19 protein-coding genes are annotated in these 23,626 nt (G+C 45.1%); 7 read left to right on the forward strand and 12 right to left on the reverse strand.

The features are described 5' to 3' along the window. Positions 1–56: 56 nt before the first annotated feature. Positions 57–947: a fructosamine kinase family protein gene (locus LFX17_RS17645; protein WP_238731400.1), complete on the reverse strand. Its 891-nt coding sequence runs from the start codon at positions 945–947 to the stop codon at positions 57–59. Positions 948–1,058: 111 nt separating this feature from the next. Here LFX17_RS17645 and LFX17_RS17650 point away from each other — a divergent pair, with 111 nt between their 5' ends. Together LFX17_RS17650 and LFX17_RS17655 are read left to right on the forward strand one after the other, a co-directional pair. Beyond that, complete coding sequence (locus LFX17_RS17650; RefSeq protein WP_238747555.1) at positions 1,059–1,988, forward strand: glycosyl hydrolase family 18 protein; 930 nt, start codon at positions 1,059–1,061, stop codon at positions 1,986–1,988. Positions 1,989–2,181: 193 nt separating this feature from the next. Then, entirely contained in the window at positions 2,182–3,597 is a 1,416-nt protein-coding gene (locus tag LFX17_RS17655) for a hypothetical protein (RefSeq protein ID WP_238731402.1), read from the forward strand. Here LFX17_RS17655 and LFX17_RS17660 read toward each other — a convergent pair. Further along, a complete protein-coding gene (locus tag LFX17_RS17660; protein WP_238731403.1) occupies positions 3,590–4,573 on the reverse strand; it encodes a GlxA family transcriptional regulator in 984 nt (327 codons plus the stop codon). The two genes, LFX17_RS17655 and LFX17_RS17660, sit on opposite strands and share 8 nt — an antisense overlap. Before the next feature lie 156 nt (positions 4,574–4,729). On the opposite strand from LFX17_RS17660, the gene LFX17_RS17665 reads away from it, so the two are divergent. Beyond that, the gene (locus LFX17_RS17665; RefSeq protein WP_238731404.1) at positions 4,730–5,119 is read left to right on the forward strand and encodes a DUF1304 domain-containing protein; all 390 of its coding nucleotides are present in this window, start codon (positions 4,730–4,732) and stop codon (positions 5,117–5,119) included. 135 nt (positions 5,120–5,254) lie between these two features. Here the strand turns inward: LFX17_RS17665 and LFX17_RS17670 are convergent, their stop codons facing one another. From LFX17_RS17670 to LFX17_RS17705, 8 genes are all read right to left on the reverse strand, one after another. Then, on the reverse strand, positions 5,255–6,076 hold the full coding sequence (locus tag LFX17_RS17670) for an NADH-quinone oxidoreductase subunit B family protein (protein ID WP_238747557.1): 822 nt from the start codon (positions 6,074–6,076) through the stop codon (positions 5,255–5,257). Next, positions 6,073–7,482, reverse strand: a complete 1,410-nt coding sequence (locus LFX17_RS17675; protein WP_238747559.1) for a hydrogenase large subunit — start codon at positions 7,480–7,482, stop codon at positions 6,073–6,075. The genes LFX17_RS17670 and LFX17_RS17675 overlap by 4 nt, the downstream gene beginning before the upstream one ends. Beyond that, positions 7,483–8,691, reverse strand: a complete 1,209-nt coding sequence (locus LFX17_RS17680) for a proton-conducting transporter transmembrane domain-containing protein (protein ID WP_238731407.1) — start codon at positions 8,689–8,691, stop codon at positions 7,483–7,485. Further along, positions 8,688–9,308: a formate hydrogenase gene (locus LFX17_RS17685; RefSeq protein WP_218739467.1), complete on the reverse strand. Its 621-nt coding sequence runs from the start codon at positions 9,306–9,308 to the stop codon at positions 8,688–8,690. The genes LFX17_RS17680 and LFX17_RS17685 overlap by 4 nt, the downstream gene beginning before the upstream one ends. A 16-nt stretch (positions 9,309–9,324) precedes the next feature. Next, positions 9,325–10,212, reverse strand: coding sequence for an NADH-quinone oxidoreductase subunit H (locus LFX17_RS17690; RefSeq protein WP_238731408.1), 888 nt, complete (start codon positions 10,210–10,212; stop codon positions 9,325–9,327). Then, positions 10,179–11,900: a proton-conducting transporter transmembrane domain-containing protein gene (locus LFX17_RS17695; RefSeq protein ID WP_238747561.1), complete on the reverse strand. Its 1,722-nt coding sequence runs from the start codon at positions 11,898–11,900 to the stop codon at positions 10,179–10,181. Before LFX17_RS17695 ends, LFX17_RS17690 begins: the two co-directional genes overlap by 34 nt. A 21-nt stretch (positions 11,901–11,921) precedes the next feature. After that, on the reverse strand, positions 11,922–13,865 hold the full coding sequence (locus LFX17_RS17700) for an alginate export family protein (RefSeq protein ID WP_238747563.1): 1,944 nt from the start codon (positions 13,863–13,865) through the stop codon (positions 11,922–11,924). A 161-nt stretch (positions 13,866–14,026) separates the two neighbouring features. Continuing rightward, positions 14,027–14,995, reverse strand: a complete 969-nt coding sequence (locus LFX17_RS17705) for a sodium-dependent bicarbonate transport family permease (RefSeq protein WP_238731411.1) — start codon at positions 14,993–14,995, stop codon at positions 14,027–14,029. A gap of 679 nt (positions 14,996–15,674) precedes the next feature. Here LFX17_RS17705 and LFX17_RS17710 point away from each other — a divergent pair. The 3 genes from LFX17_RS17710 to purT all read left to right on the forward strand — a co-directional run bounded on the left by LFX17_RS17710 (position 15,675) and on the right by purT (position 19,908). Beyond that, positions 15,675–17,306, forward strand: coding sequence for a helix-turn-helix domain-containing protein (locus LFX17_RS17710; RefSeq protein ID WP_406600509.1), 1,632 nt, complete (start codon positions 15,675–15,677; stop codon positions 17,304–17,306). Positions 17,307–17,472: 166 nt separating this feature from the next. After that, a complete protein-coding gene (locus tag LFX17_RS17715; protein WP_238747566.1) occupies positions 17,473–18,636 on the forward strand; it encodes a FecR family protein in 1,164 nt (387 codons plus the stop codon). A 108-nt stretch (positions 18,637–18,744) separates the two neighbouring features. Then, positions 18,745–19,908 carry a formate-dependent phosphoribosylglycinamide formyltransferase gene (purT, locus tag LFX17_RS17720; protein WP_118964605.1) on the forward strand — a complete coding sequence of 388 codons (1,164 nt, stop codon included), beginning with the start codon at positions 18,745–18,747 and terminating at the stop codon, positions 19,906–19,908. On the opposite strand, the gene LFX17_RS17725 is transcribed toward purT, so the two are convergent. Continuing rightward, positions 19,905–22,328 (reverse strand): 1-acyl-sn-glycerol-3-phosphate acyltransferase, encoded by a 2,424-nt coding sequence (locus LFX17_RS17725; RefSeq protein WP_238747568.1) that lies wholly within the window; start codon positions 22,326–22,328, stop codon positions 19,905–19,907. The genes purT and LFX17_RS17725 overlap by 4 nt on opposite strands. A gap of 107 nt (positions 22,329–22,435) precedes the next feature. Here LFX17_RS17725 and LFX17_RS17730 point away from each other — a divergent pair, with 107 nt between their 5' ends. Further along, a complete protein-coding gene (locus LFX17_RS17730) occupies positions 22,436–23,227 on the forward strand; it encodes an LIC13411 family adhesin (protein ID WP_118954547.1) in 792 nt (263 codons plus the stop codon). Between the two features lie 4 nt (positions 23,228–23,231). Here the strand turns inward: LFX17_RS17730 and LFX17_RS17735 are convergent, their stop codons facing one another. Then, on the reverse strand, positions 23,232–23,603 hold the full coding sequence (locus LFX17_RS17735) for an LIC13410 family lipoprotein (protein ID WP_118954636.1): 372 nt from the start codon (positions 23,601–23,603) through the stop codon (positions 23,232–23,234). Positions 23,604–23,626 lie beyond the last annotated feature (23 nt).

Consider the following 23,626-nt stretch of genomic DNA (forward strand, 5'->3'; position numbering starts at 1 on the left):
GCTTATCTTTGTTTCGCAAACGGATCAAGCAAGCAATTCGCGGTTTTTAAACGGAATTAGCTCTTACCGTAATAACGCAGAATTTGTCGAAGTGAGGAAAGGTAAGAAGGACCGAAAAGATTGATATGAACTAAGATCGGATACATCTGCCAAAAAGGAATTCGATCCTTTAAATGATCCGGGTCGTCGATCCCGCACGAAGAAAGAATCTGCTGCATCTCCTCCAAGTTCAAAGAACTTCCGAAAAGATTCAACATCGCAAGATCCTGTTCGGGATGAGAGAATGCGATCGAAGGATCGATCAAATACGAATGTCCGTTTTTGCCCGTCAGAATATTTCCGGACCAAAGGTCTCCGTGAATCAAACGGGGTTTTGCCTGATTGAGATTCCATTCTTCCGTAAACTTTTCGAATACGTCCCTTACGTTTTCAAAATCCTTCGTCGTAATCAGTTTTCGGGAAGAAGCCAACTCGAGCTGCGTTGTTAAGCGACTTTCCCAAAAGAATTCGGAAAAGGTCGGGTGCCATCGATTCTTTTGCGGAAGGGTTCCTATAAAATTATTCCGTTTCCATCCCCAGGAATTCGAATCCTTGCGGTAGAGAAGTTTTAGACTTCGGATTAAATCCTCGCGGGTTCCCGAGGCAGAACCCGATTCGACGAAATCCATAACCAACAACCAGGCATTCCCCGCTTGTACGATTCCATAACATTCGGGAACTCTTACGCCGATTCTATAAAGTTGTTCCAGGGATTCTTTTTCGGTTTCCGCCATATCGCGGTTTTTGATGACCTTAACCGCAAAGGAGTGATTCGGAACGGTAGCGAGATAGATTTCATTGAGGCTGGAGGAATGAAAGGTCACTCTCGGTTTTTGACCGGAATTTAAAATTCCGAGCCTTTCCAAGCCTTCGCAGATCGCTTCTTCTAAACCCGCTTTGATAACCACAATTTCGCTTCCTCCCGGATGACTCCGGTCCTTTTCATCTGATTAGAAAATCGGTCTGAAAGGTTCCCGGATTGATTGAAATTTACAAAATGGTTTTATAATCCGTAAGACGTGAGCATCTTCAGAATTCTTACCGTACTATCCTTGTTTGTCGGAAACGCACTTTGGGCACAGGAAACATCGAATCATTGGAATTACGTTTTGTTTACAACGATAGAAACGCGTTCATCCTCTTACTGGACGGAGATTCTCTCCAAATCACATACCATTAGTTATACAGGGAATACCATATTATCAGATGGGACGTTGAAAGCGGCGAGGCTGCCGCAAGATTTCGTATCCTTATCGAAGAATTATAAAATTCGACTGATTCCTCTGATCACGGCCGTTTCTAAAAACGGTTCGAGCTTTCTTAAATCGAATGCGACGATAGAAGTTGCGATTCGGAATATCATCGATGTCTTACATTCAAATCCGCATTTGGCGGGAATTCATTTGGACATAGAATCCATTCCTAAATCGGAAATCGCTTCGTATAAACAGTTCCTGAGAATCTTAAAAAAACGTTTCCCCAAGGATCGGGTAATCACAATCGCTGTTTTTCCGCAGATCGACTTTCCAAATCCAAACTATGCGATTCATTCCGATCTCTTTCAAGAAAAAGCGATCGATGAATTTGTACTAATGAGTTACGATTACCATTCTCCGCAAACGTCACCTGGTCCGGTGACTTCCTTATCTCTTACGAAAAAGAATCTGGAATTTTTATCCGAACGAATAGACCCTTCTAAACTCTGGTTAGGGCTTCCTCTATACGGTTATTTTTGGAATCGAAACGGTAAGGTAAGAATTCTCACACAAAAGGATTTACAAAACGGAAACAACGATCTCGAAATCGAAAAGCACGAAGACGGTTTTTTGATTTTAAAGAATTCGTCCGGAACCGGCGCCATCACCGATTTAAAAACATTAGAAAAATATAAAGAACTGGTTCGATCGTTTCGACTCAAAGGGACCGCGTTCTGGAGAATCGGTTTTTAAGTTTGGAATAGAGTCGGCAGGCTCTTCAACCTCGAATTCATCTCGTAGTTTTCTTCCGACTTTCTGTGCTTTCCGAAAACTTCGGGCTCATTTTTAATTTCCGGTTTCTTTCAAATGGATTTACGATTTCCATTCTATTCTTACAATGGAAATCGGGATTCTTTTGAAAGGAATCATTTAAAGAGGTTTTTTCGTGCAGGAAGTTCATCGATATTTGGATCAATATTTGGAAGAGAATATTCTTCAATCGGAAACGATTCATCGAATGAAACACGTCATCCATGAATTCAGCGTTCGAGCGCCCAAGGTTTTAGTGACGAAGTGCATCGATGGACGCGTGCACGGAAGCAAACTCAAAGGTTATCCGGTGACTACGATTCGTTTCGGAAGAACGGACGGAAACATCGTTTCGACGAACCTCAACAACTTCTGGTTTTGGAACCGCATCGATCGACTGATCAACGACGCTGCCTGCAACACTCCGAATACTCCCGCTTTGTTTATCGCATATATGCACCGATCCGATCTCCCCGGACTCGGCTGCGCGGCCCACAATCACGACGACCAAGCCGCGAGAAAAGCGATTCAAGAACAGACGCAAGCGGTTCGGAAAATGTTTCGAAAAGACAGACTTTATGTGATGGAAGGAATCACAAACACGGACTCGATGGCCGAAACTCTCATCTTCGAAGACGGAACCCGTTTGGATACGACCGAGTTCATCGACAACTTCGACTTCAAACATCCTTCCGATATCTTTCATAAGGCTTTCTTAAAATATCCGATCAAAGACCCTGCGACTGCAAGATACGTAGGTTTTAAAACTCCCGAAGAATTGTTCGAGGAACCGGAGTTTCGTTTTTTCAACGATTTTCAAACCGCGCTTTGTATGAAGTCGTATCTCATCCGTGAAACCGCTTCGATCGTCGTTTCGGACGATTTCGAATCGCAAAAGCTGATTCAGCCGGAATTATTCCACGCGTTGATTCAAAAACTTTTTTCAGTAAAAGACCTTCCCCCTCTTTTGATTCCGGCGCTTTTGTATCAATCGATTTGGAATATCACGTATTCTCTAAATCAAAGACGCAAGTTGTCCTTTTTAAACGAAGAGGAAAAATGGAGGATCTTAGACCACGCGGAAGAATTGATCTGCTACGGCGACGGCTTTGAACTCTTGCAAAGAAACAAAGCGATTCTCGTTAAAACCGGAAGAGGAAACGATACGGACGCGCTAAACGTTGCGAGAAGGGTTTTGGAAAAGAATCGTTCGAAACAACCCGCAACCGAACCGATCTTAATTCATCTCAACGTGGAAATTTCGGGAGAACTTTCCGCTTGGGAAGATATCAACGAGAACATCGCTTCTAAGATCAACACCTTGCTGCGAAACTTGGAAGTCGTCTTTCAAGACGTGGAAACGATCGTACTGACTACGTATTCTTATCGGGATCAAAAACGTTTTTATCCCATACGCTCGAAAGACGATCCGAGAATCACATATCCGGTCGATATCCTGGAAGGAATCAATTCCGAAACCCTGTTTTCATCGATGGGTTTGAAATCCAGAGAAGCCATTTATTCGATGGAAAGAATGGGAAAGTTCATTTAAGTCGAGCCGGAAGAAGCTTAAGCGAATGACGTCGCCGATGTTCAAGCGGCGTGGTTCCGATATAACGCTTGAAAAGAACTCGAAAGAAACCCACGTTTTCATAACCCACTGCATAACTTACTTCTTCAATGGAATCTCCCGTTTCCTCCAAACGTCTTCTCGCCCATTCGATGCGAAGGCGTTGTAAATACGTTGAAGGAGGTTCTCCCGTCGCTTCTTTGAATCTTCTTTTTAAACTTCTGGAACTGATACCGACTCTTTGCGCAAGAGATTCCATCGAAATGGCGGTGTTGAATTCGTTCTCGAGAATGTCCTGCGCGGTCGCGATCGGTTGATCGTCATGATGCTTCTGCGTAGCGAAGGTCATAAACGGAGTTTGCGAAATTCGATCCGAATCGAGAAGAAAATGTTTCGCACATTTAAGGGCGACCTCTCTTCCGAGAGATTGTTCTAAAACATGAAGACTTAAATCGTAAAAAGCGTTGCTGCCTCCGGAAGTCAGAAATTTACCTTGGTCGATCACTAACTTATTGATATCCAAGCGAACGGACGGAAACATTCTCCGAAAAAAAGAAGCGAACTGCCAATGAGTCGTCGCGGACAACCCGTCCAACAATCCGGTAGCCGCAAGTAGAAACGCTCCGGAACAAACACTCGCGATTCGATCCGCTTTCGTAGAAGCGTCTTTCAGCCATTCGATTTCGAATCCGCATCGACGTTTGAGATTGAAAACATTCGGCCCAACGGCGGGAACGATCACAAGATCGGTCTTTTCACAACGACCGACTATATCGGGTTTGATCTGGACGTTTCCATGAAGTTGAACCGGTTCCGATTGAATCGCCGCGGTCCGAACACGGCAGATGGGGGGCTTACGCCGATTCTCCAAATCGATTCCTGCGAACTCAAAAAATTCGCAAAGACCGGTAATGACCGAGGCCGGAGCTCCCGGAATTAGCAAAATGACAACGTCCATATTCGTATGGGAACGAGATTCGGCAAAATCGCAACAAAAACTCCGATTCGGATAATAAATGATCGGCCGAATCGCGTCGAAAACTGGCGCGGATACGCCTTTACAAAGAAAAGCCGAACTGTTAAACTACCCCCACAAATTTTAGGAGTTAGACGAATGATTTTAGCCGCAAGGATTTTAGCCGGTATCGTAGGTGCACTTCACGTATGGATTTTTCTTATGGAAAGCGTTCTTTGGATGAAACCGACAATTCACAGACGTTTCGGAGTTACGGATAAAAAGTTAGCGGAAGCGATGAAAGGGGTCTTTTTAAACCAAGGTTTTTACAACCTGTTTCTTGCGATCGGAGCGCTTTACGGGGCGATTTTTTTCGAACTTCACGCAAGCTACGCGCCGGCGATCATGATCTTTTCCTGTCTTTCGGTTTTCGGAGCCGGCACGGTTCTATTCGCTTCTAAACCTTCAATGGCACGGGCTGCGATCATTCAAGGATTACCGCCTTTGATCGCGATCGTTTTGATCGGAATAGCCGTTTCCGGCGGATAAGAAAAAACCGCAAAGAACTTCGAATCTCGAAATCCGGTGCGGCGTCGTATTGGATTTTTCTAATATGCTCGGTGACGAACGAGAAACAGTTTTTTCGATTCGGTTTCGTCGCGGAGCGTATTAAAATTTTTTAAACTACTTTGTTTCTCTTAAATTCTGAACGAACTTGGATAATTCCGCTCGAAAGGAGAATTCTCTCGTTCCCATCAGATAACGGAATGCGGATACGATTACGTCCGGTCTGGGAGGATCACCGCCGATAAATAGATCCGGCTCTTTCGGAAGTTTACCGAGTTTAAAAAGTCCTCCCGAAACCGCTTCCGATCCGGCGGCGACAAGCGCCTTCGGAGAAGGCATCGTTTCCCAAGCGGTGTCCAGCGGCCCTTCCATATTCGGTCCGACCGGTCCGGAATATACGAGCGCGTCCGCGTGTTTCGGAGATGCGACCACTCGAATCTTACTAGCTTCGGCGTCAAAGAGCGCGTTAAAGCTCGCGTTGATTTCCGCTTCGGTCGTGTTATTTCCGCTGGCGGCGACTTCTCTGAATTGAAATCCGGTTTTCTTGGTAGCCTTCCTGAATTGTTTCACCTCTTCGGTTTCAACTTCCTGTCTTTCGTCCGGTATGCCGTTCGTATAAGTGACTTTCAAAGCCTCGCGATCGGTGGAATAAACGTGAACGAAACCGGAGTCGACGATCTTTCCTTCGGAACAAAATTCCGAACATCTTCCGCACTGAAGACAAGCCCCATAATCGAAACTCATCTTATCCTTAGAAATAATCTTGAGGGAATGAGTCGGACAAACCTGTTCGCAGGATTTGCAGGAAAGACAGGACTCGTTGGATGCAAGCACGGGAATCGGAATCCCCCGCGCGTTCGGATTCAAAGGGGATACCTTTTTGTAGTTCATCGTCTTTGCGGGACGAAGAATATTCAATACTTCGAATATAGCTTTCATAGATCGACTCCTACGTAACTCAGGTTGAAGGATTTGTTGTTCAACGGAAAGTCTCCGATGTATTCTCCCCTTACCGCCAATTCGAGTGCGTGCCAGTTTGGAACGGATACTTCGCGAATATACGCTTCTTCAATCGTCCCTTCGGCGTCCAAATCCAGGGAAACGAGAACCGGACCTCTCCAGCCTTCCACCGCGGAATAATACGTTCCTTTTTTGATCGCCGATTTCGCCGCGGACTTAACAGTCTTTACGTCGAGCGCGGCTTCCAATTTAGGAATCGCTTCAACCAACCACTGGGCGCTATTTTTCAATTCTTCATAACGCAGGTAGAATCTCGCCCACGCGTCTCCTCTCATATGATCCCGATTGAGGTCGAGTGAGATCGGTGAACTAAACGCATACGATTTTTCTAAATGACGAAGATCTCTGTTGAGTCCGGTGCATTTTTCCACCATTCCGATAAAGCCGAGATGTCTGACTTGCTTTTGTCGAATCACTCCGCAGGATTGAAGTCTTTCCCGGTTTGTGGAAGCGTCTGCCGCGCGCTCGAAATGTCCCGCAACATCCGCGGTTACCGACCGGATTCTTTCCGCGAGTTCGTTTAATTTTTCCCGGTTCAGATTCTTTCTAAGAAGCACTTTACCCGGAGACAAAGCCCCTCTTCCGAAACGATTTCCGGTCAACGCCTCCATCACTCCGAGAGGAACCCCTCTTTGCAAAGAACAAACCCCCTGCAACGGATAATAGCCGATGTCGCCCGCGATCGCTCCCATGTCTCCGATATGAGTCGCGATTCTTTCCAATTCGAGCAAAACGAGTCTTGCAAAGTCCAACTCTTGCGGAACCGTGATCTTCTGCGCTTCCTCGAAGATTCTAGAGAAAGCGATCGCATACGCGATCGTGCTGTCTCCCGAAACCGCTTCCGCATAAGGCAAAGAATCCTTCGGTCCTTTTCCCTTAATCAAGTCGATCAATCCTCGTTTTTGAAAGCCGAGGCGAATGTCGAGATTGCGGATCTCTTCCCCCTTTACGATAAAACGAAAATGTCCGGGTTCGATCACACCCGCATGAATCGGACCGACCGCGTGCGAATAATGACTCGCGGGAATCGGTACCTTCAATCCCTTATATACTAAATCCTTAATACCTTTTTTGGTTACGAATTTTTCCACGTCCGTCTTGCGATCCGCGGAGATGTATCTTTCGAAATCATAGGAAGAATAATCCTCTTCTCCCTGATCGGTTCCGAGAGAATGTCTGAGAATCCATATCGGATTCGCGGTGTCTTCGTAAGCTTCCTTTTCGGAATATTCGACGACTTCGTGTTCCACTCCGTCGCTCGTAAGCCAGAAGCGGTTGTAACCCTTTTTGCCTTTTCTCGGATACAAACCCGTTACGCTGCGCATTCAAAATTCTCCTTGCAGTAGGTGGTAAAATCCCCAGATACCGAGAGCCAACACCATGATAAAAAGTAAAAGTGAGTTGGTCATACGGATCTGCAACGTACCGGCAAATTCCTTTGCGAAAGGCCGGTCTTCCAAATTGAAAAGAGGAACCGTTTTGTAGAGCAGCACTCCGAAAAAGATCAACCCCAAAAACGGAACGGTAATCACGAACCACTGACCCTGCGTCCAACCCACTTTTAAAAGCAGAAGATCGTTCACGAAAATCGGAGAACCGGGAAGAACAAACGCGACGAACAAAGATGCGGTGTAAAGCGCGAGCGCCTTTTTGTTGATCGAATCCGAAAGAAAGATCTTGCTGAGTTCGCGTTTACCCGCGTCCATTCTCACGATTCCCATCGTTAAAAAGAGAACGGATTTCAGCACGATGTTTCCGGCCATTACGAAGTTGAACACCGGATCCGGAAGATCCATCCAAAGAAAAATTCCGATTGCACCGCTATGAAAGAGAGCCACTTTCGCGGTCATCATTCTCAAATCGTTTCTTTGATACAACGCGACGATACTCTGCAACATCGTGATAACACCGAGGATCAACAAACCGTCCGCCGCGCTGAACGTGGTCGGATACAACTGATGATCCATGTGTATGAACGGTCGGAGCGCGTAACTTACCGCAACCGGAACGAAGGACGCGATCAATGCGGAGATTTGACTCGGACTTTCGCCGTACGTATCGACGACCCAAACGTGATTCGGAAAAAGTCCGAGCTTTGCTGAGTAACCGAAAATCGCCAACCAAAGCCCGATTTCGATCCACAGATTTTCGGGATGTTCGGATAATTTACCCGCCAACACTTCGACGGGATGATCGATACCGTGTAACGTAGCCGTTACGATGATGATCCCTAAAAACGCGATCCCCAATCCGAACGAGTTGATCAGAAGAAATTTCCAAGCGATCGGAAACGATTTGGACGTTCTGCTCGAAGACACGAGCAACGCACCCGTAAACGTGGTCGCTTCGATCAAGACCCACTGAAGCGCAAAACCTTCCAGGTTCCATGCGGCAAACGTTAATCCGACACAGAGGATCATCAAGAAAGACCACATTGCGATCTGTCTTTGTCCCCGAGTCGGCGCCAAAATATATGCGAGCAGAATCAGAAATAAAACGGCGGCTCCGATTCCGTTTAAAACGAGAAGACTCATACGGAAACCTCTTCTTTTTCGTTTTCGGAAGATCCTTCCATGCTGATTCTCAAGGTCGCCGCCGCGCCGATGATAAACACTGCGTCCAAAAAGGAACCGAACTCGATCCCGAGAGGAAGTTCCGTTCTTAAGATTTGAGTCAAAAGAAAGGTTCCGTTTTCAAAGACCGCAAAGGAAGCGATCACACCGACCCAGTGACGTCGAACGACAAATCCCACCATCCCAACGTACAAAAGAAGAAATGTGTAAAGAAAGGACATTTGATTCACTTCACCGAAACGAAGTTTAGTAAATCCTAATATAAAAAACCCCACTACGGCCCCTACCATCAACAGCGCGAAAGTGGGAATATACCCCACCTTCGGAAACGTAGATTCAACCGAGTTCGTTCTTCTTGCGGTCCAAAAAAGAATCCAAGGAGTCAGGACGACCTTGAACAAAAGGATCATTCCCGCCAAAAACAAACTGTGCTTTCCGTAACCGTTGTTTTCAAACAAGGGAACCAAAAGAAAAACGCTTTGAAACGCGAGCAAAAGCACGAGTCGTTTCAAACGGTTCTCGAGCAGGATCACGACTCCCAAAAGAAGTAGAATTAAATAACTGAATTCTGTTCCCATATAATTTTCCTTAGGATCAACCTAACTTGAGAAGAATGCCCAAAAAGAGCATGAAGATAAAATTCAAACCGAGCAACTCGGGAACCCAGAGCCATTTTCTTCGAGTGCTGTTCGCTTCTATATAACCCACACAAACCGAAACGAAAAGCGCTCCCAAGACGGCGACGATATCGAGCCAGAACGGAGCGACCGTCCTATTCAAAAAGAATTCTCCGTGATAAACGCCCATCTTTGCGACAAAGAGAAACAACGCACACGTCTTGAATTGTTGCGCCAATTCGAAAAGGGCTCTCCTGCTGCCAGACGCTTCCAACAACATCGCTTCGTGAACCATCGTTAGTTCCAAGTGAGTTCTAGGATCGTCAAACGGCGGTTTGGCGAGTTCGGCTAAAATCACCAAAGAAGTTCCCAAAAGAAAAAGACCGCCGAAGGCGAGGCTCGCAAAGTTCGCGTTGAATACGAGGTGCGATTCGAAAACGACAAGAACGAGAATCATGATCGGTTCGCAGAAAACGTAGAGAATCACTTCACGCGCAGCTCCCATCCCCGCAAACGAGGTTCCGTTTTCCACGGAATAAGCGAGCAACGCAAATCTCATGATTCCGATTAAGAACGGAATGAGAAGAAAGGAACCCCATTCGAAACTCGCCAAACTCCATACGACTAATCCGGACAAACACGCGATCAACGGAGAAGCTTCCGTAAAGAATCCGGAGAAAGGTCCGTCCACCGGTTTTTTTCGGATCATTCTCCAGGTATCGTACAAAATCTGAAGAACGGGCGCGCCCACTCTTCCCTGAGCGTACGATCTTATCTTTTGGACAAGACCTCCGCAAAGGAACGGAAGTGCGATAAACGATAATACCCGAATTACTGGGTCAAGGTATTTAAGAATAATTTCCATAAATCTCCCTCGGCTAATTTGAGGCCGATAATCACGAACAGAAGAATCACGACGGTTACGGAAGAAAACGCGAGATTGATCGAAATCGATTCTTCGTCCGCTTCGTTGACTCTTGTCTTGAAAGTATTTAAGAATTTTATAATACCGTGAAGTATTCCATCGTCCAATCTGGAGTTCCCGTCTTCGTTAGTGAAATATCTTCCCAAAGAAGGGACCAGAGGATCTGAAATCCCGTCCGAAGGAATCGCGACGTCCGCTCCTCCGTAATTTCCCCCGCAATCCCAGAGTTTTCTTTTGGAAATTTTCGTTCTCCATCCGAAAATTCCTACGAGCGCAATCATCCCGAGACCTAAAAAGTTGACGATCGCAAGTCCGCGATACCATTTCTCATCCAGCCATTCGGTCGTCGGAGAATAATAAACCGCGTAAGCGGAAATTCCCAATGATACGAGAAGAATCAAAATTCCGCTCAAAGAAAGAGAATAAAAAATCGAACGGGAAGGTTTGTTTTCCTGCCAGTTGTTTCTCGGCCTGGACAATACCATTCCCAAAAAAATTCTTAAGTGACCCGCGGCGCCCAGCACCAAACCGGAAGATACCAAGATCAGCAAAGGAAGTACGAGAATCGCGCTTTGTCCCGGAATTTCCAAAACACCGGCGACTAACTTCACGAAGGTGGCTTCGGATAAAAAGCCTGTCGTTCCGGGAATCGCAAGAAAGCTGATCGTCCCCAAACTCAGCAACGAAGAAGGGAGACCGGAAATTCTTCCGACCCCGGTATTCTGATCCACATTCGAAAAACCTGATATTTTAGTGAGATATCCGATGGAAAGAAATTGAAACGTCTTGCTGATGCTGTGATGAATCAAAGAAAGAATAAAGAGAAACGAAAAGGATCGGCTCAACACCCTCAAACTCTCGACTTCGTTGTCCTTCCATAACGCGGAAAGAAGAATGCAGAGAAACAGAAAGTTCATATTCTCCACCGTGCTGTAAGCGATCGCCTTCTTCGCGTCTCTCGAAAACAAAGATGAAAGCCCCGCCCAAAGAACTCCGAAGCCCGCGAGAGGAATCAGAATCTTGATATAAACCGTATTCCCCAGCCAAGGTGCGACGAGTTGATGAAAAAGAATCAAAGGAAGATTGACCAGGATCCCGGAATAAGCGGCGGATGCGTGAGCCGGGGAACCGGAGTGCGCTTCGGGAAGCCAAAAATGAAATCCGAAAAACGCGGCCTTAACCAAAAGACCCGCGACCAAAAACATATTTCCGAATTCGCTTTCAGGGGAATAAATCCAGTACGTAAAACAGAAAGCGCCCACGCCTCCCGCAACGACCAGCGCAATAAAACTTTTGATCGAGTTCGGCGTCCACTTGCCGCCTTGATACAAAAGGAACGCGCTGACCGTGGATAATTCCCAAAAAAGAATCAGCCACAAGGTCTTACCGACCAAATAGCAAAATCCCGTGCTGAGGAAGAACACGGCATACCCTAAAAGAACCGTCGTTCTTCTGCGGTGTTCGTATCCGTAAACGTAGATGGAGGTGATCAGACCCAAGACTGATTGGAGAGTGAGACCAATGAATATGGCCGTGTCTTGTCCGAAAAAATTCTTACCGAGCACCTTTCCAGCAAGGAAAGGTGCGATAAGGGACATTGCGACTATCAGGTAAGATAGAATGATCATCGGCTGATGAGCCTCCTTTTTCTAAAGAGCGGCGTTCACTTGAAAGAAGAACACGCTCGCGTTATTCGCGGAAGTGTGCTGTTTCATAAACGCAGCGGGGTTCAGTTCAAACTGGTTCGTTGTTCCGTTATAGAGCAACGGACTGTTTCTATAGTTCCGAATCGAATTTCCCGCGATCAGGAATCCGGCCCCGGTCCAAATGGACACGTTGTCGTTCACCTGAAACATCCACGTAAAGTCCAATTCGTTATAAATGTTTCTGCCTGTCGAATACGATTGTGTGTAAGCGTTTCCGGTATAATTTTCGGTGGAACCGGCAGTCGCCATCGTTCCGGTCGCGTTAGTCGCCGTTGCAACGGGAGAAGACAAAGCGGAACCCGCGATGGAATTCGCTCCTCCGTTGATCGCGTACCATGCATCGTTCTTTTGAACCTTGTCGTTGATGATATAAGCGACTTGGAACATCCCCCACTTTTCGCTTTTGTAAGTGATGTTTGCGTTCCAAGAACTCAGATTCTTCGTATCGATATTTTCGGAAAGACCTGCGACGTTATTCCAATAAGGTATTACGCCGAATCGGGGATTCACGAGGGTTTGAAAAGTCCCGACGCTGCCGTCCGAGCGATTGTTGTCCCCCGAGGCATACATGTATTGCGCGCCGATCCGCAGTTTATCGAAAGTATAGCCGGTCTGCACAACGTGAAAACGGCCGGAATACTTAACCCGCTCCGTTCTCATATCGGCAAGATTCGCGCCTTCGATGGTACCGGGAAGATCATAACCCATAAACTGTTTATGAATTCTCTGTCCGTTGTAACCGTTCTGCCACGCGCTTTCGATCGTCCAGTCCCAAGACTTTCCTTCGGGAAGATTGTTCTTATTGGTTCTGTTGGTCAGACGAAAGCCGGTCGTGTAAAGCATATCGGTCTGCTTTTTGCGATTCTGCGCTAAAACGTCGTCCGCCGTCGAAGCCGGAGTCGTCTGCGGAATCCATTTCTTAACGACGTCTATATTATAAACATCTAATACCGCTTCGTTTAAGAGTTTAAAACTATTGTATGTTCCGAATAAGGTCGTATCCGATTGAGAAGCCGCGGGGTTGGTATTTCCCGCAGTCGAATTCACTTTCGGATCGTTCGAGGAAAGGACGCCGTTGACGCCGCTCTGAGTCCAATACGGTCTCGCCGCGAAAAAGTGAGAGCTGAAATTCTCATAGTCGAACATCAAACGCGCACCGTCATAAGAAAGACCGTTGATCGTCCAGTTCGCGCCGCCCAACATTCTTTGATCGCCGTAAGCCCAGATTTGTCGACCCACTTGAACCTTCGCATCGAGAGGAAGTTTTTTGATCATTACGAACGCCTCACGGATGCTCGTATTATTCTGAGCGATGGAATTACTCGGTTTTCCGGGAGTGTTCGGATCGGAACTTAGGGTCGGCGTATTATTGAAGAAACCGGAACGAATATCCCCCACGTTTGCCGGCGATTCGCCTCCCCAAACCCTTGTGTCCTGAACCGTAACCTTGAAGGTCACGTAAGGACTCGGATCGACCAGAAAGTAAAATGCGGAAGTCTGCATAATACGATCCGTATACGCGTGATTTGATTTATCGAAGTTTAAGTTGTTTCTGGATTCGTATCTCGGTCTGAGATAAAAACCCAACTTGATCCAATCGTTTATCCAAAGTTTATTCGAGTATTTATTCACCGTCTTGGCGAGATCGGGATCGATAAACATGTGACGATTGTATTCTGCGCCGACGCCGCCCTTCTTCATCGGGGAAACGTAATCAGCGTCGTCCGTTTTCGATTCGGTCGAAGGTTTGGCGGCCTCTCCCGCCGATTTAACCTCGGCCGTTGGCGTCGGGGTTGTTTGGGCCAGTAACGCTCCGCTCTCGAAAGAGAGGAGAAAGAACAGAATGAAACCTATTTTTACAGTGTTTTTTTTTTGATTCGAAGTCATTTGAGTAACTCTTCTTTTTTTATTTAAGAAAACGTTCATCTTCGATTGAATCCTTCCGTTTAAGGAAGGATTCAAATGAGAATTATTGAATGTTTTAGTATTCGTCTTTTCTCGGCGATTTTCCATTCAAATAAACGGTTCGCCGAGAAAAGCAAACCTCCTCAGGTCAAAGTCACAAGGTAATAATAAAGAGGAATTCCTGCGACGATGTTGATCGGAAATACGATCGAAAGCGCAACCGTAAGATAAATGCTCGGGTTCGCTTCCGGAATCATATCCTTCATAGCGGCAGGAACCGCGATATAAGAGGCGGATGCACAAAGAACGACGAACATAAGCGCGTCTCCCACAGGCATTCCGATAACTTTCGTCAGAACAACACCCAAAGCTGCGTTTACGATCATCAAGCCGATCGCAGCCGCTATCAAAAAGAATCCCACGTGAGTGAGTTCTTTAAACCTGCGTGCCGCTGAAATACCCATGTCCAAAAGGAAGAATGTTAGAATTCCCTTGAACAAATCATCTGCAAAGACCTTTTCTGCCTTCCAACCTGAATCCCCGGTAACATAACCGACGATTAAGGCTCCCACAAGAAGATAAATGGAAGAACCGAACAGCGCTTCGTGAAACAGTGCTTTCCAGTTAATCGCTCCGCCACCGTTCATTTTATTTTTATTCAAACGGTCGAGGACGACTGCGATTACGATCGCAGGGGATTCCATCAAAGCCATCCCTGCAACGATAAACCCGCCGTATTCAACGCCGAGATTGTGCAAGAACGCGCCCGCTGTTACGAAAGTTACCGCACTGATCGAACCGAAAGATCCCGCCAAAGCGGCGGCGTTATGTTTATCTAATTTAATCTTCAGAACGAAATACGCGTAAATCGGAACCGCAATCGCCATGATCGAACAAGCGAGCAAAGTAAAGAAATGCTCTTGGCTGAACGCGGTACGGGAAAGCTCATGTCCTCCCTTGAAGCCGATGGCAAAAAGGAGATACATTGAGAAGAATTTAGACAAGGATTCGGGGATTACCAAATCAGATTTGAAAAAGACCACTCCCATACCGAGGAAGAAAAACAACACCGGCGGGTTCAGCACATTTTCTAATATAGCGTGCATGTCCATAGTTAGCTAACTCCATGATTAAAAGACACCGTTACTCGATTTGAATTGAAACCTCAAAGGGAGAAAGCAGTAATCCAAAGTTAAGGGAAGGAAGAAATTGGAACCCTTTCTCAACTCTCCCCTACTGAAGGAATAGACTTTCCAGGATTATAAAATTGGACAATCACTTTTTGGAAAATTAAGTTTTCCAAAAAAATTCGTTCCTGTTCGTTAAAAAACCGTGCGACATAACGTAAAAGGCTGAATGGAAGTTTTTTTACTACGTCATGAATCTTTGGCATTTCTTTATTCTGCCTAAAGTCGAGCCGATTTCGTTAGTTTATAAGAAGTTTGTTTCTATTTTATACCGAATTTTTTGTCTTTTTTCGGATTCAGAAGTGTTTTAAAAGAATCCGGAAATAGTGTCTAACTTTATAAAATTGGAAGATTGGTGAATTTTTCGAATATGCGGGTTGAAAGGAACGATCGAAAAATGAAACCCTTTCTTTTTTAAAGACAGATTGTAAAAAAGTACTGGTGCAAACCGAGTTTTCTAAGAGAATCCAGTTCGGAAAACAAACCGTAAAAATCAGGCATTTCTCTCTGAGAAAAAATAAAAACTCAATTTGCCTCAGAAACCTTTTGAAAAAGAATGATATCATCTCCGATGAATATTATAAGACTAGGAATAAAGAAAAGAATGCAAACGAGTTCAACGTTAAAACCCGAATTTTTTGCGATGATTCTCAGTGTGTTTTTTTCCTTTTCATCGGCTTTTGCCCACCCGGAATCCGTATTATTGAACGAGGATACTTCCTCTAAGGATATCAGCTCCCTTATTGAATATCGATACAGAGGACAACAATTTGCAGGCTGTTCTCCCGAACATATCGAAGGACTCGAAGATTTGGAATGGCATCCTATCTCCGGGAACGTTCTCCGCGTAAAAAGGACACCGTTCGGAAATTGGCTTCGGTTTAGCGTAAAGAATTCGGAAAATACGCTTCAAAGCAGAATCCTTCTTTTAGGCTGGTTGAACGTCCCCGACACGCAGCTTTGTTTTTTTGATAAAAGCGGAAAGTTCATCTCTTCAAGCTCCGGATATTCCAACTCGAACCCGGACGAAAAAATTCTAGCTTCTTTACCTCATTTCAGAATGGATCTGGGACCAAACGAAAGCCGAATCTTTTATCTTTTCATTCAATCCAACGAAGATATCAATTACAGGATTCGGATTATGGGTTTGGAAGAATACGAACTTCACAAAAGAATGAGGTCGATTCTACCGTATTCGATCATTGGCGTCGTCGGAATCGCAGTTCTATACTCACTCTTCGGTTATTTCCGGTTTAAGAACAAAGTGTTTATTACGTTTCCTTTATATACCTTTTCCGTTCTTCTTACGTTCTATTTTCTTCACGGAAGAACCTTCGCGGAAATCGCGGGAAATACGAACAATCTATTCCGTCACAGTTATTTTTTATTTCTCGCGATATCGCACGTTTTTCTTTTCCTTTATCTTTTTACGATCGATCGGGCGAATCAGAAAAAAGTATTTCGCTCCGTGTTTTTTTGGATCGCCGGTGCGTTGGGTTCTTTGTACGCCTTGATACCGCTATTTCAATCCTGGTATGATCATAGAATTCTTCTTTTGGTCGCGACCGTCGGGCTTTCCAGTTATTATTTTATCCGAGTTCATTATCAATTCTTGCGCACGAATTCTCCGATCGGTTTGCTTTACACTGCTTCATGGACCGCTTTCTTATTGTTGGATACGTACAAGACGATTTTCCATTTCGATTTTTATCCGTTTAATTCCTTCTCCGTTTTCGGAGTCGTTCTGTTTCTTCCGTTTCATTCGATCTTAGTCAGTTTTTCGCTGAATGAATTCTTCAATAGAAAATCGGCGGAGGAATCGGAGGAAAAAGAATCCGCTCAAACGAGAAAATCCACGACCTCTTCCTTGAATGTCAGCGAGATCGTTCTCGACATCAAAAACCTTCTCGAAAAGAAAAAGATTTATCTTCAGAAATCCTTAAAGGAAGAAAACGTTGCGAAAGAATTGGGTTTGAGCCTCCATCAGCTTTCCGAAATCATCAACGTCGAATTTGGAAATAATTTTCCATCGTTGATCAATCAATACCGCATCGAGGAATCCAAAAAACTCCTCTTGGATCATCCCGAGGAAACCACTGCGGAAATCGGCGGACGAGCGGGATTCAGCTCCAAGTCAACGTTCTATATGGAATTTAAAAAATTCACGGGAACCAATCCGAACGCTTTCCGCAGAAAGAAAATCAAAAACGAAGCCGCTTTCGAAAAACGCATCTAAGGAAAATTCTTTCGGATTGCTCCCTTTTGTGGAATCAGAAATCCGAAATCGGGTTTGTATGTATCTTTTTCGGAAATAAAATATGATTTAAATCTGAAAAATTCGAATCTCCAGCCTGTTAACATTTAACAGATTTATTATATTTAACCTGGTCTAGGAAATTCCCATGCGAACAAAACTTCTTTCCTTTTTAATTCTATCGTCCTTTATTTTAAGCCTAGATCTCTCCTGCCGTTTTGTTTCTTCGCTTTTCATCAAAGACGAACCCGCTCCTCCTTCCGGGATAATCGTAATTTTTCAAAGCGGCGAAGTCATCATCGAAAGAAACGGCAAAAAACTGAAATCAAAGCCCGGACTGATTCTGCAGGTGAACGATTGGATTCATACTTCCTCCGGATCGATCGACATACAAACCGCTAAAGGCGACGTGATTCGAATCAAATCCTACAGCAAAGTCGCATTAAAAAATATTTCCCATCCCAACCGCAGAGAAACCAATCTTTACGTTCAAGCGGGCGAATTGCTGATTAAAACAAACAAGCTCAAAACGAGCGATGCTTTTACGATTTCCACCCCGACGACGGTCGCTGGAGTTCGAGGAACCGCTTTTTCATTCGAACTGACGAACGGCAAACCTCCGAAAGTGAAAGTATACGAAGGTGCGGTCGCAATCACATTCAAAATTCCTAAAGAGATTCTCGAAGACAGCAAAGCGCTGGATAAGGAGCTTTATAAGGAATTCGTAACCTTTCTGGAAAAAAACGAAGTCGTTTTGGAGAACGGAGAGGCCTCTTACGTGAAGCCGGATTTGGATCACATGATTCAACTCGTTCTGACAAGAATCGAAAAGAACGAAGATATCGCAAAAGAATTCGAATCGCTGAAAAAAATGGAAAATCTGAATCTCGAAAAGAAGGCTTTCGTCGAGACCCCGCAGGAAAAAGCGGAATTGGAAACGCTCGTCCAAGCCGATCAGCAGCTCGTAGAAAAGGCCCTCTTAGAAGAAAATCCCGATCCGACTCAACCGAAGATCGCTTCGATTTCTTCGGAGATAGAAAAGGATCAGACATCCAGACTGGATCTGGCATTGGAAAAAATCGAATCCGACGCGGAAGCGAACGAACTTAAGGATGAGAAAAAAATCCGAGAGTATTACAACGTTCTTGAGATTGTAGTCAAATCGGACGGAACAAAACTTTCCGGTGCGATCGTAACCCAAATCGGAAATCGTCTGATTCTTCATATGCCCTCCGGCGTTATTCGTTTGAACAAGGACGATATCGACTACGTAGATTATCAAACATTTCAGATTAAAACGAAATCGAAGTAAAAGCAAAACGCAAGATGCGGTCGCGAATCTAATTTTGCGAGAAATTGAATCGATCCTCCGATTTTCTTTTTGATCTTTCTAAGAATTCCTGCATTCTGCCGACAGGATATGAAAAAGAAAATTCTTCTCTTAGGCTCCGGGGAACTCGGTAAGGAATTCGTAATCGCAGCGCAGCGATTGGGACAACACGTAATCGCAGTCGACTCTTACGATAACGCGCCCGCGATGCAGGTGGCGCACGAAAAGGAAATCATCAATATGCTCGACGGAGATCTTTTGGATCAGGTCGTCGCAAAGCACAAACCGGACCTCATCGTCCCCGAAATCGAAGCGATCCGAACCGAACGTTTTTACGATTATGAAAAACAAGGATATCAAGTCGTTCCTTCCGCAAAAGCGGCAAACTTCACGATGAACCGAAAAGCGATCCGTGATCTCGCTGCAAAAGACCTCAATCTTCTCACCGCAAAATATTTATACGCGTCTTCGGAAGAAGAACTCAGAAAGGCGGTTGAAACATTAGGAATTCCTTGTGTAGTAAAGCCTCTCATGTCCTCTTCCGGAAAAGGACAATCGGTGATCAAATCCAAAGAAGAAATTTCCAAAGCCTGGGAAGCTTCTCAAACCAAAGGGCGCGCCGGAGCCGCCGAAGTAATCGTAGAAGAGTTCATTCCTTTCGATTCGGAAATCACACTTTTAACCGTAACTCAAAAAAGCGGGAGAACTCTTTTTTGCCCGCCGATCGGTCATAGACAAGAAAGAGGGGATTATCAAGAAAGTTGGCAACCCGCTGAGCTTTCCGAAACACAACTCAAAGAAGCGCAAAAGATGGCGGACGCGGTTACAAAAGCTCTGACCGGAGCGGGAATCTGGGGTGTGGAATTCTTTCTTACAAAAGACAAGGTTTACTTTTCCGAACTTTCTCCGCGACCGCACGATACGGGAATGGTCACGTTAGCCGGAACACAAAACTTCAACGAGTTCGAGCTTCATCTCCGAGCGATTTTGGGAATTCCGATTTTGGAAATCGTTCAGGAAAGAAAAGGAGCAAGCGCCGTGATTCTTGCAAGCACGGACGGAAAAACTCCCGAAGTCAAAGGATTGGATGTCGCTTCCGGAATGGCCGAATCGGATTTCAGAATTTTCGGAAAACCGGTTACAAGACCGTATCGAAGAATGGGTGTTACTCTTTCTTATTCCACAAAAGGAGAAGAAATTTCCTCTCTTCGCAAACGCGCAGCGCTGCTCGCCTCTAAAATCAAAATCGATTAAGTCGATTCGTCCGTACACATATTTGCGTAGTACTGGATCAAATTCCGATCCAGTACTTTCGCGTTTCCGTTTTCGACCGAAATGATCTTTCTTTGTTTTAAGACCTTCAAACCTCGATTTAAAATCTCATCCGAATCTTTCGTAAGATAATTTCCTTTTTTCGTAAGAATCGTTTCCCCAATCAGATTCTTTAAATCTTTGATTGCGACATCGGTTCCCGTTTCGACCATCAAACGCGCGATCAATTGGTTCGGGAGAATTCTTCTGTATTTTCTCCATCCTTGCATGATTTCAAAACCGATGGAACCCGTCGGGTCCTCTTCGTGAATATAACGGGAAACGGGAATCGGCTCGCAAAGATCCATGTAGACTTCCGTTCTCTTATAAAAGAAATCCTTAAATCCGGGCTTTTTATCGCTTCCGCAGAATTCCTCGTCTTCGGGAACGTTTTCATAGGACAACGCGATCGGAACGACGATCACTTCGGATCCTGTATGTTTGTACGCATCCACGGAAGTGGATAAGATTCCGGTTTTGATCGGAATAATTCCGCCCGTTCTTGAACGAGTTCCTTCCGGATAGACCAAGGTCGGAATTCCGGCCTCCAGCATCATCGTGGAATATTGGGTTAAACATTCCAAATAGAGAATATTCCGATTTCGTTTTCGATCGACCATATACGCGCCGAGCGATTTCAAAATGTTCGCGAGTCCCGGTGTCGCCATCACTTTCTTATCCGCCGCGTATCGAGGTACGGGAAGTCCGAGCCATTTTAATCCGAAAGCGACTTCCACGGAATCCAAATGCGATCGATGCGTTGGCGTATAAAGAATATCGTATCTTGAAGCGAGCGCTTTGACTTCCTTAACACAACCGCCGATTTTAGGCAATCCCGCTCCCGGTTTAAAACCGCTCAATACGTATCGAGTCGGCGCGATCAAATGAATGAGAGTATCTCGTAGAAACGGTTTGTAATCATCGGCGATCTCGGAAACATAAAAATCTAATATTCTCGTAAGATCCTTGTTTCCCTTTTCCTGAAAGACCGATTCCACTTCTTTCCAAAGTTGAATTTCTTTCGGAATCTGCAAAAGATCCGTGATATCGTTCGCCTCTTGCGCTTCCGCGTATCGTTTTTCCAAAGCTTTGATCAAAAGCGTAGATTGTTTTACGATTCGGTCCGTCATACCGGGTTGTCCGTTGATATGACGCAGAACATTTTTGCTCAAAGCTTCTTGGAACCTCTTCCCCGAAGCCATTCCCAAGCCGGACCGTTTCGTTGCGGTTTTGGAAATGTGACGCACTTCGTCCGATGTGGACTTGGAAACGAATCGAATCAATTCCGTCGGTGAAACCCTTCGAGTAAGAATTTGAAACAACGTATTGTACAAAGGAATCTCGACATTCTTCTCTTCCGCCAACGCGATAATCGATGCCAACGCAAACGCGCCTTCTACGTGGCTTTCGCTTTGACTCACTTCTTTTTGAATGAATTCGGCGGGATTAAAAAAGAGTTCGATTCTTTCGATGAGGTTCGGTTGATCTTCTCCCGAAATCAACTTGTGGACAAAGCGATGTCCATACGCCTTATTCCGGCTGTAACGCGACGTACAGGACGCGATCAGATCTGCGAGACCGTATTCTTGAACGGGTCTGGTCGGAATTCCGAGCGTTTCCAAAAGGGTGAGAATCTCCGAATAACCGAGGCTGATCAATTCTCCTTCGAAGTTGCTCCCGCATTCCGGAATTCCCGATGCGATACCGCATGCGATCGCGATCGGATTCTTCATCACCCCGAACACTTCCAAGCCGACCAAGTCCTCGTAGGTTTTCGTATGATTTCTCGATCCGGCAAACAAGGATTCGAAAATATCCACCGATCTCGGCCCGGAAGAAGCGAGACAATAAAAGCTGTGATGTCCCCGTTTTAATTCTCCCAAAAGATTGGGGCCGTTTACCGCCGTATATTCGATATTTTTCAATTCGTTTGCGGCGGAGAGTTTTTGGATATATTCAGAATATGTAATGCAATTCGATTTTCTTCTTGTCGAAGCGGACAAAAGTCCTTTCGTAAACGTAAAAATAAAATGAGAAGAATTCTTATCCAAAACCTTTGCAAGCTCGTCCAAAATCCCTTCCATCAATCGGGAAGGAACCGCGATGATTAAAACCCAGGATCCGCTTTTTAAAAAATCGAATTCGCTTTTGACGCGGACGTTTTCGGGAAGAGTGATCGAATCTTCGAGCAAAGAAGTGATCCTTTCCTTCTCGATTTTTTGAGCGCGTTTTCTATCGTCATACCAGAGATAAACTTCTTTTGCCTGCGGTGAAAGATATGTGGAGAGAAAGACACCCATCGGTCCTCCTCCTAAAACGGCGATATTTGCGGAAATAAGTTCGGATGGTTTTGTTTCTTCCATTCTGATTGCTATTGAGAAGCGAAGAATGCCGGAAACAATCAGAAAACGTCGTGTTTCGTTTTCTTTTTCATGGTTGCCTAAGGAACAAATCAAAACAGAGTGGGTTTGTGATTTTCTCGAACACGAAAAAGAACGGCGGTTCATCCTTTCTTTTAATTACGTTCATCCTTTATTTATTGATCAGCGCTACGAACTGCGCGACCTATCTTCAAAACAGAAAAAACGACTTTAAGGACATCTTCACAGCGGGCGTGGAAACTCCCGGTTACGGAGCGGGCGTAAGAATCGGTCCTTTAGCCGCGGGCTTTGTGTTTCAAGGCGGAGAATCCGAACCCGGTAAAAGAGATTTAGGAAAAGGATACGGACTAAGAGGCGGATATTTCGGTTCGTATCGATCACAACAATTGATCTTCGGAATTCTAGGCGGAGATACGTTCTTTCCTTTGGGCGCGGAAGCACAAACTTCGGAAACGGAAGAAGCAAGCGAAGAAATTTCTCCCGAAGTTCAAGAAGAACTCAAAAACCTCGCGAACTCGAAAACTCCCGGAGATAAAGTACCTGAATTTTTAAACGAACGATACAATATCAAAAGTCAGAAACTTCGTTATCTTTCCTTTTATAACATCCCCGTTGCGGAACGAAGAAAAAGAAAAAAGGAAGAATTTTACAGACGATTTATCGAAGAACAGACATTCGACCGCAACGATCCCGCGATTCAAAACGCATTACAGGCTTTGAATAAAAAGAAAGACGGTTATCCGAGAAGTTTTCTCTATCAGATCGAAATTTATTTGGGCGCGTATGTGGGTTTAAGAATCGGATTCAACCCCGCGGAGCTTCTCGACTTTTTAGTCGGACTCGCGGGATTGGATTTAATGGAAGACGACGTGGCGGATTAAACTCTTAGAGTTTATATTCCATTTTCTTAATAACACCTTTCTTATCGATCGTAAGTTTAATGAACTTCGTATCTTCGGTGATGTTCGCCGGTTTTTCCGCCAAGGTCTTGTAAGAATTCTTCTGATAATCGGTGGAAACCAAATACCATTCCAAAACCGCTCCGTCCTGCGTGTTCAATTCCACGGATGGAGTTCCGAGAACCGCTTCCGCTTTGATTCGCTTATCTCCTTCTTTTATCATTCCCACTTCAAAGGTTCTAATATCGGAGTTCGGTTGAAACTCCTGGCGAGGAGGTTGTTTCTTTTCTTCGGACTTGCAAAACGAAAGAGCCATTGCACAGGTTACAATCAAAAGCGCTGAAAAAATCTTTTTCATCGTATTCTTCTCTAAGTTTGGAT

The organism is Leptospira sanjuanensis (assembly GCF_022267375.1).
Lineage (GTDB): Bacteria > Spirochaetota > Leptospiria > Leptospirales > Leptospiraceae > Leptospira > Leptospira sanjuanensis.

What these genes read in the sequence shown, in the direction of transcription:
- LFX17_RS17665 (WP_238731404.1), top strand. Translation starts at nt 4,730, where the DNA reads ATGATTTTAGCCGCAAGGATTTTAGCCGGTATCGTAGGTGCACTTCAC.
- purT (WP_118964605.1), top strand. Translation starts at nt 18,745, where the DNA reads ATGAAAAAGAAAATTCTTCTCTTAGGCTCCGGGGAACTCGGTAAGGAA.
- LFX17_RS17670 (WP_238747557.1), bottom strand. Translation starts at nt 6,076, where the DNA reads ATGAAAGCTATATTCGAAGTATTGAATATTCTTCGTCCCGCAAAGACG.
- LFX17_RS17660 (WP_238731403.1), bottom strand. Translation starts at nt 4,573, where the DNA reads ATGGACGTTGTCATTTTGCTAATTCCGGGAGCTCCGGCCTCGGTCATT.
- LFX17_RS17725 (WP_238747568.1), bottom strand. Translation starts at nt 22,328, where the DNA reads ATGGAAGAAACAAAACCATCCGAACTTATTTCCGCAAATATCGCCGTT.
- LFX17_RS17715 (WP_238747566.1), top strand. Translation starts at nt 17,473, where the DNA reads ATGCGAACAAAACTTCTTTCCTTTTTAATTCTATCGTCCTTTATTTTA.
- LFX17_RS17695 (WP_238747561.1), bottom strand. Translation starts at nt 11,900, where the DNA reads ATGATCATTCTATCTTACCTGATAGTCGCAATGTCCCTTATCGCACCT.
- LFX17_RS17680 (WP_238731407.1), bottom strand. Translation starts at nt 8,691, where the DNA reads ATGAGTCTTCTCGTTTTAAACGGAATCGGAGCCGCCGTTTTATTTCTG.
- LFX17_RS17685 (WP_218739467.1), bottom strand. Translation starts at nt 9,308, where the DNA reads ATGGGAACAGAATTCAGTTATTTAATTCTACTTCTTTTGGGAGTCGTG.
- LFX17_RS17735 (WP_118954636.1), bottom strand. Translation starts at nt 23,603, where the DNA reads ATGAAAAAGATTTTTTCAGCGCTTTTGATTGTAACCTGTGCAATGGCT.
- LFX17_RS17675 (WP_238747559.1), bottom strand. Translation starts at nt 7,482, where the DNA reads ATGCGCAGCGTAACGGGTTTGTATCCGAGAAAAGGCAAAAAGGGTTAC.
- LFX17_RS17710 (WP_406600509.1), top strand. Translation starts at nt 15,675, where the DNA reads ATGCAAACGAGTTCAACGTTAAAACCCGAATTTTTTGCGATGATTCTC.
- LFX17_RS17705 (WP_238731411.1), bottom strand. Translation starts at nt 14,995, where the DNA reads ATGGACATGCACGCTATATTAGAAAATGTGCTGAACCCGCCGGTGTTG.
- LFX17_RS17700 (WP_238747563.1), bottom strand. Translation starts at nt 13,865, where the DNA reads ATGACTTCGAATCAAAAAAAAAACACTGTAAAAATAGGTTTCATTCTG.
- LFX17_RS17690 (WP_238731408.1), bottom strand. Translation starts at nt 10,212, where the DNA reads ATGGAAATTATTCTTAAATACCTTGACCCAGTAATTCGGGTATTATCG.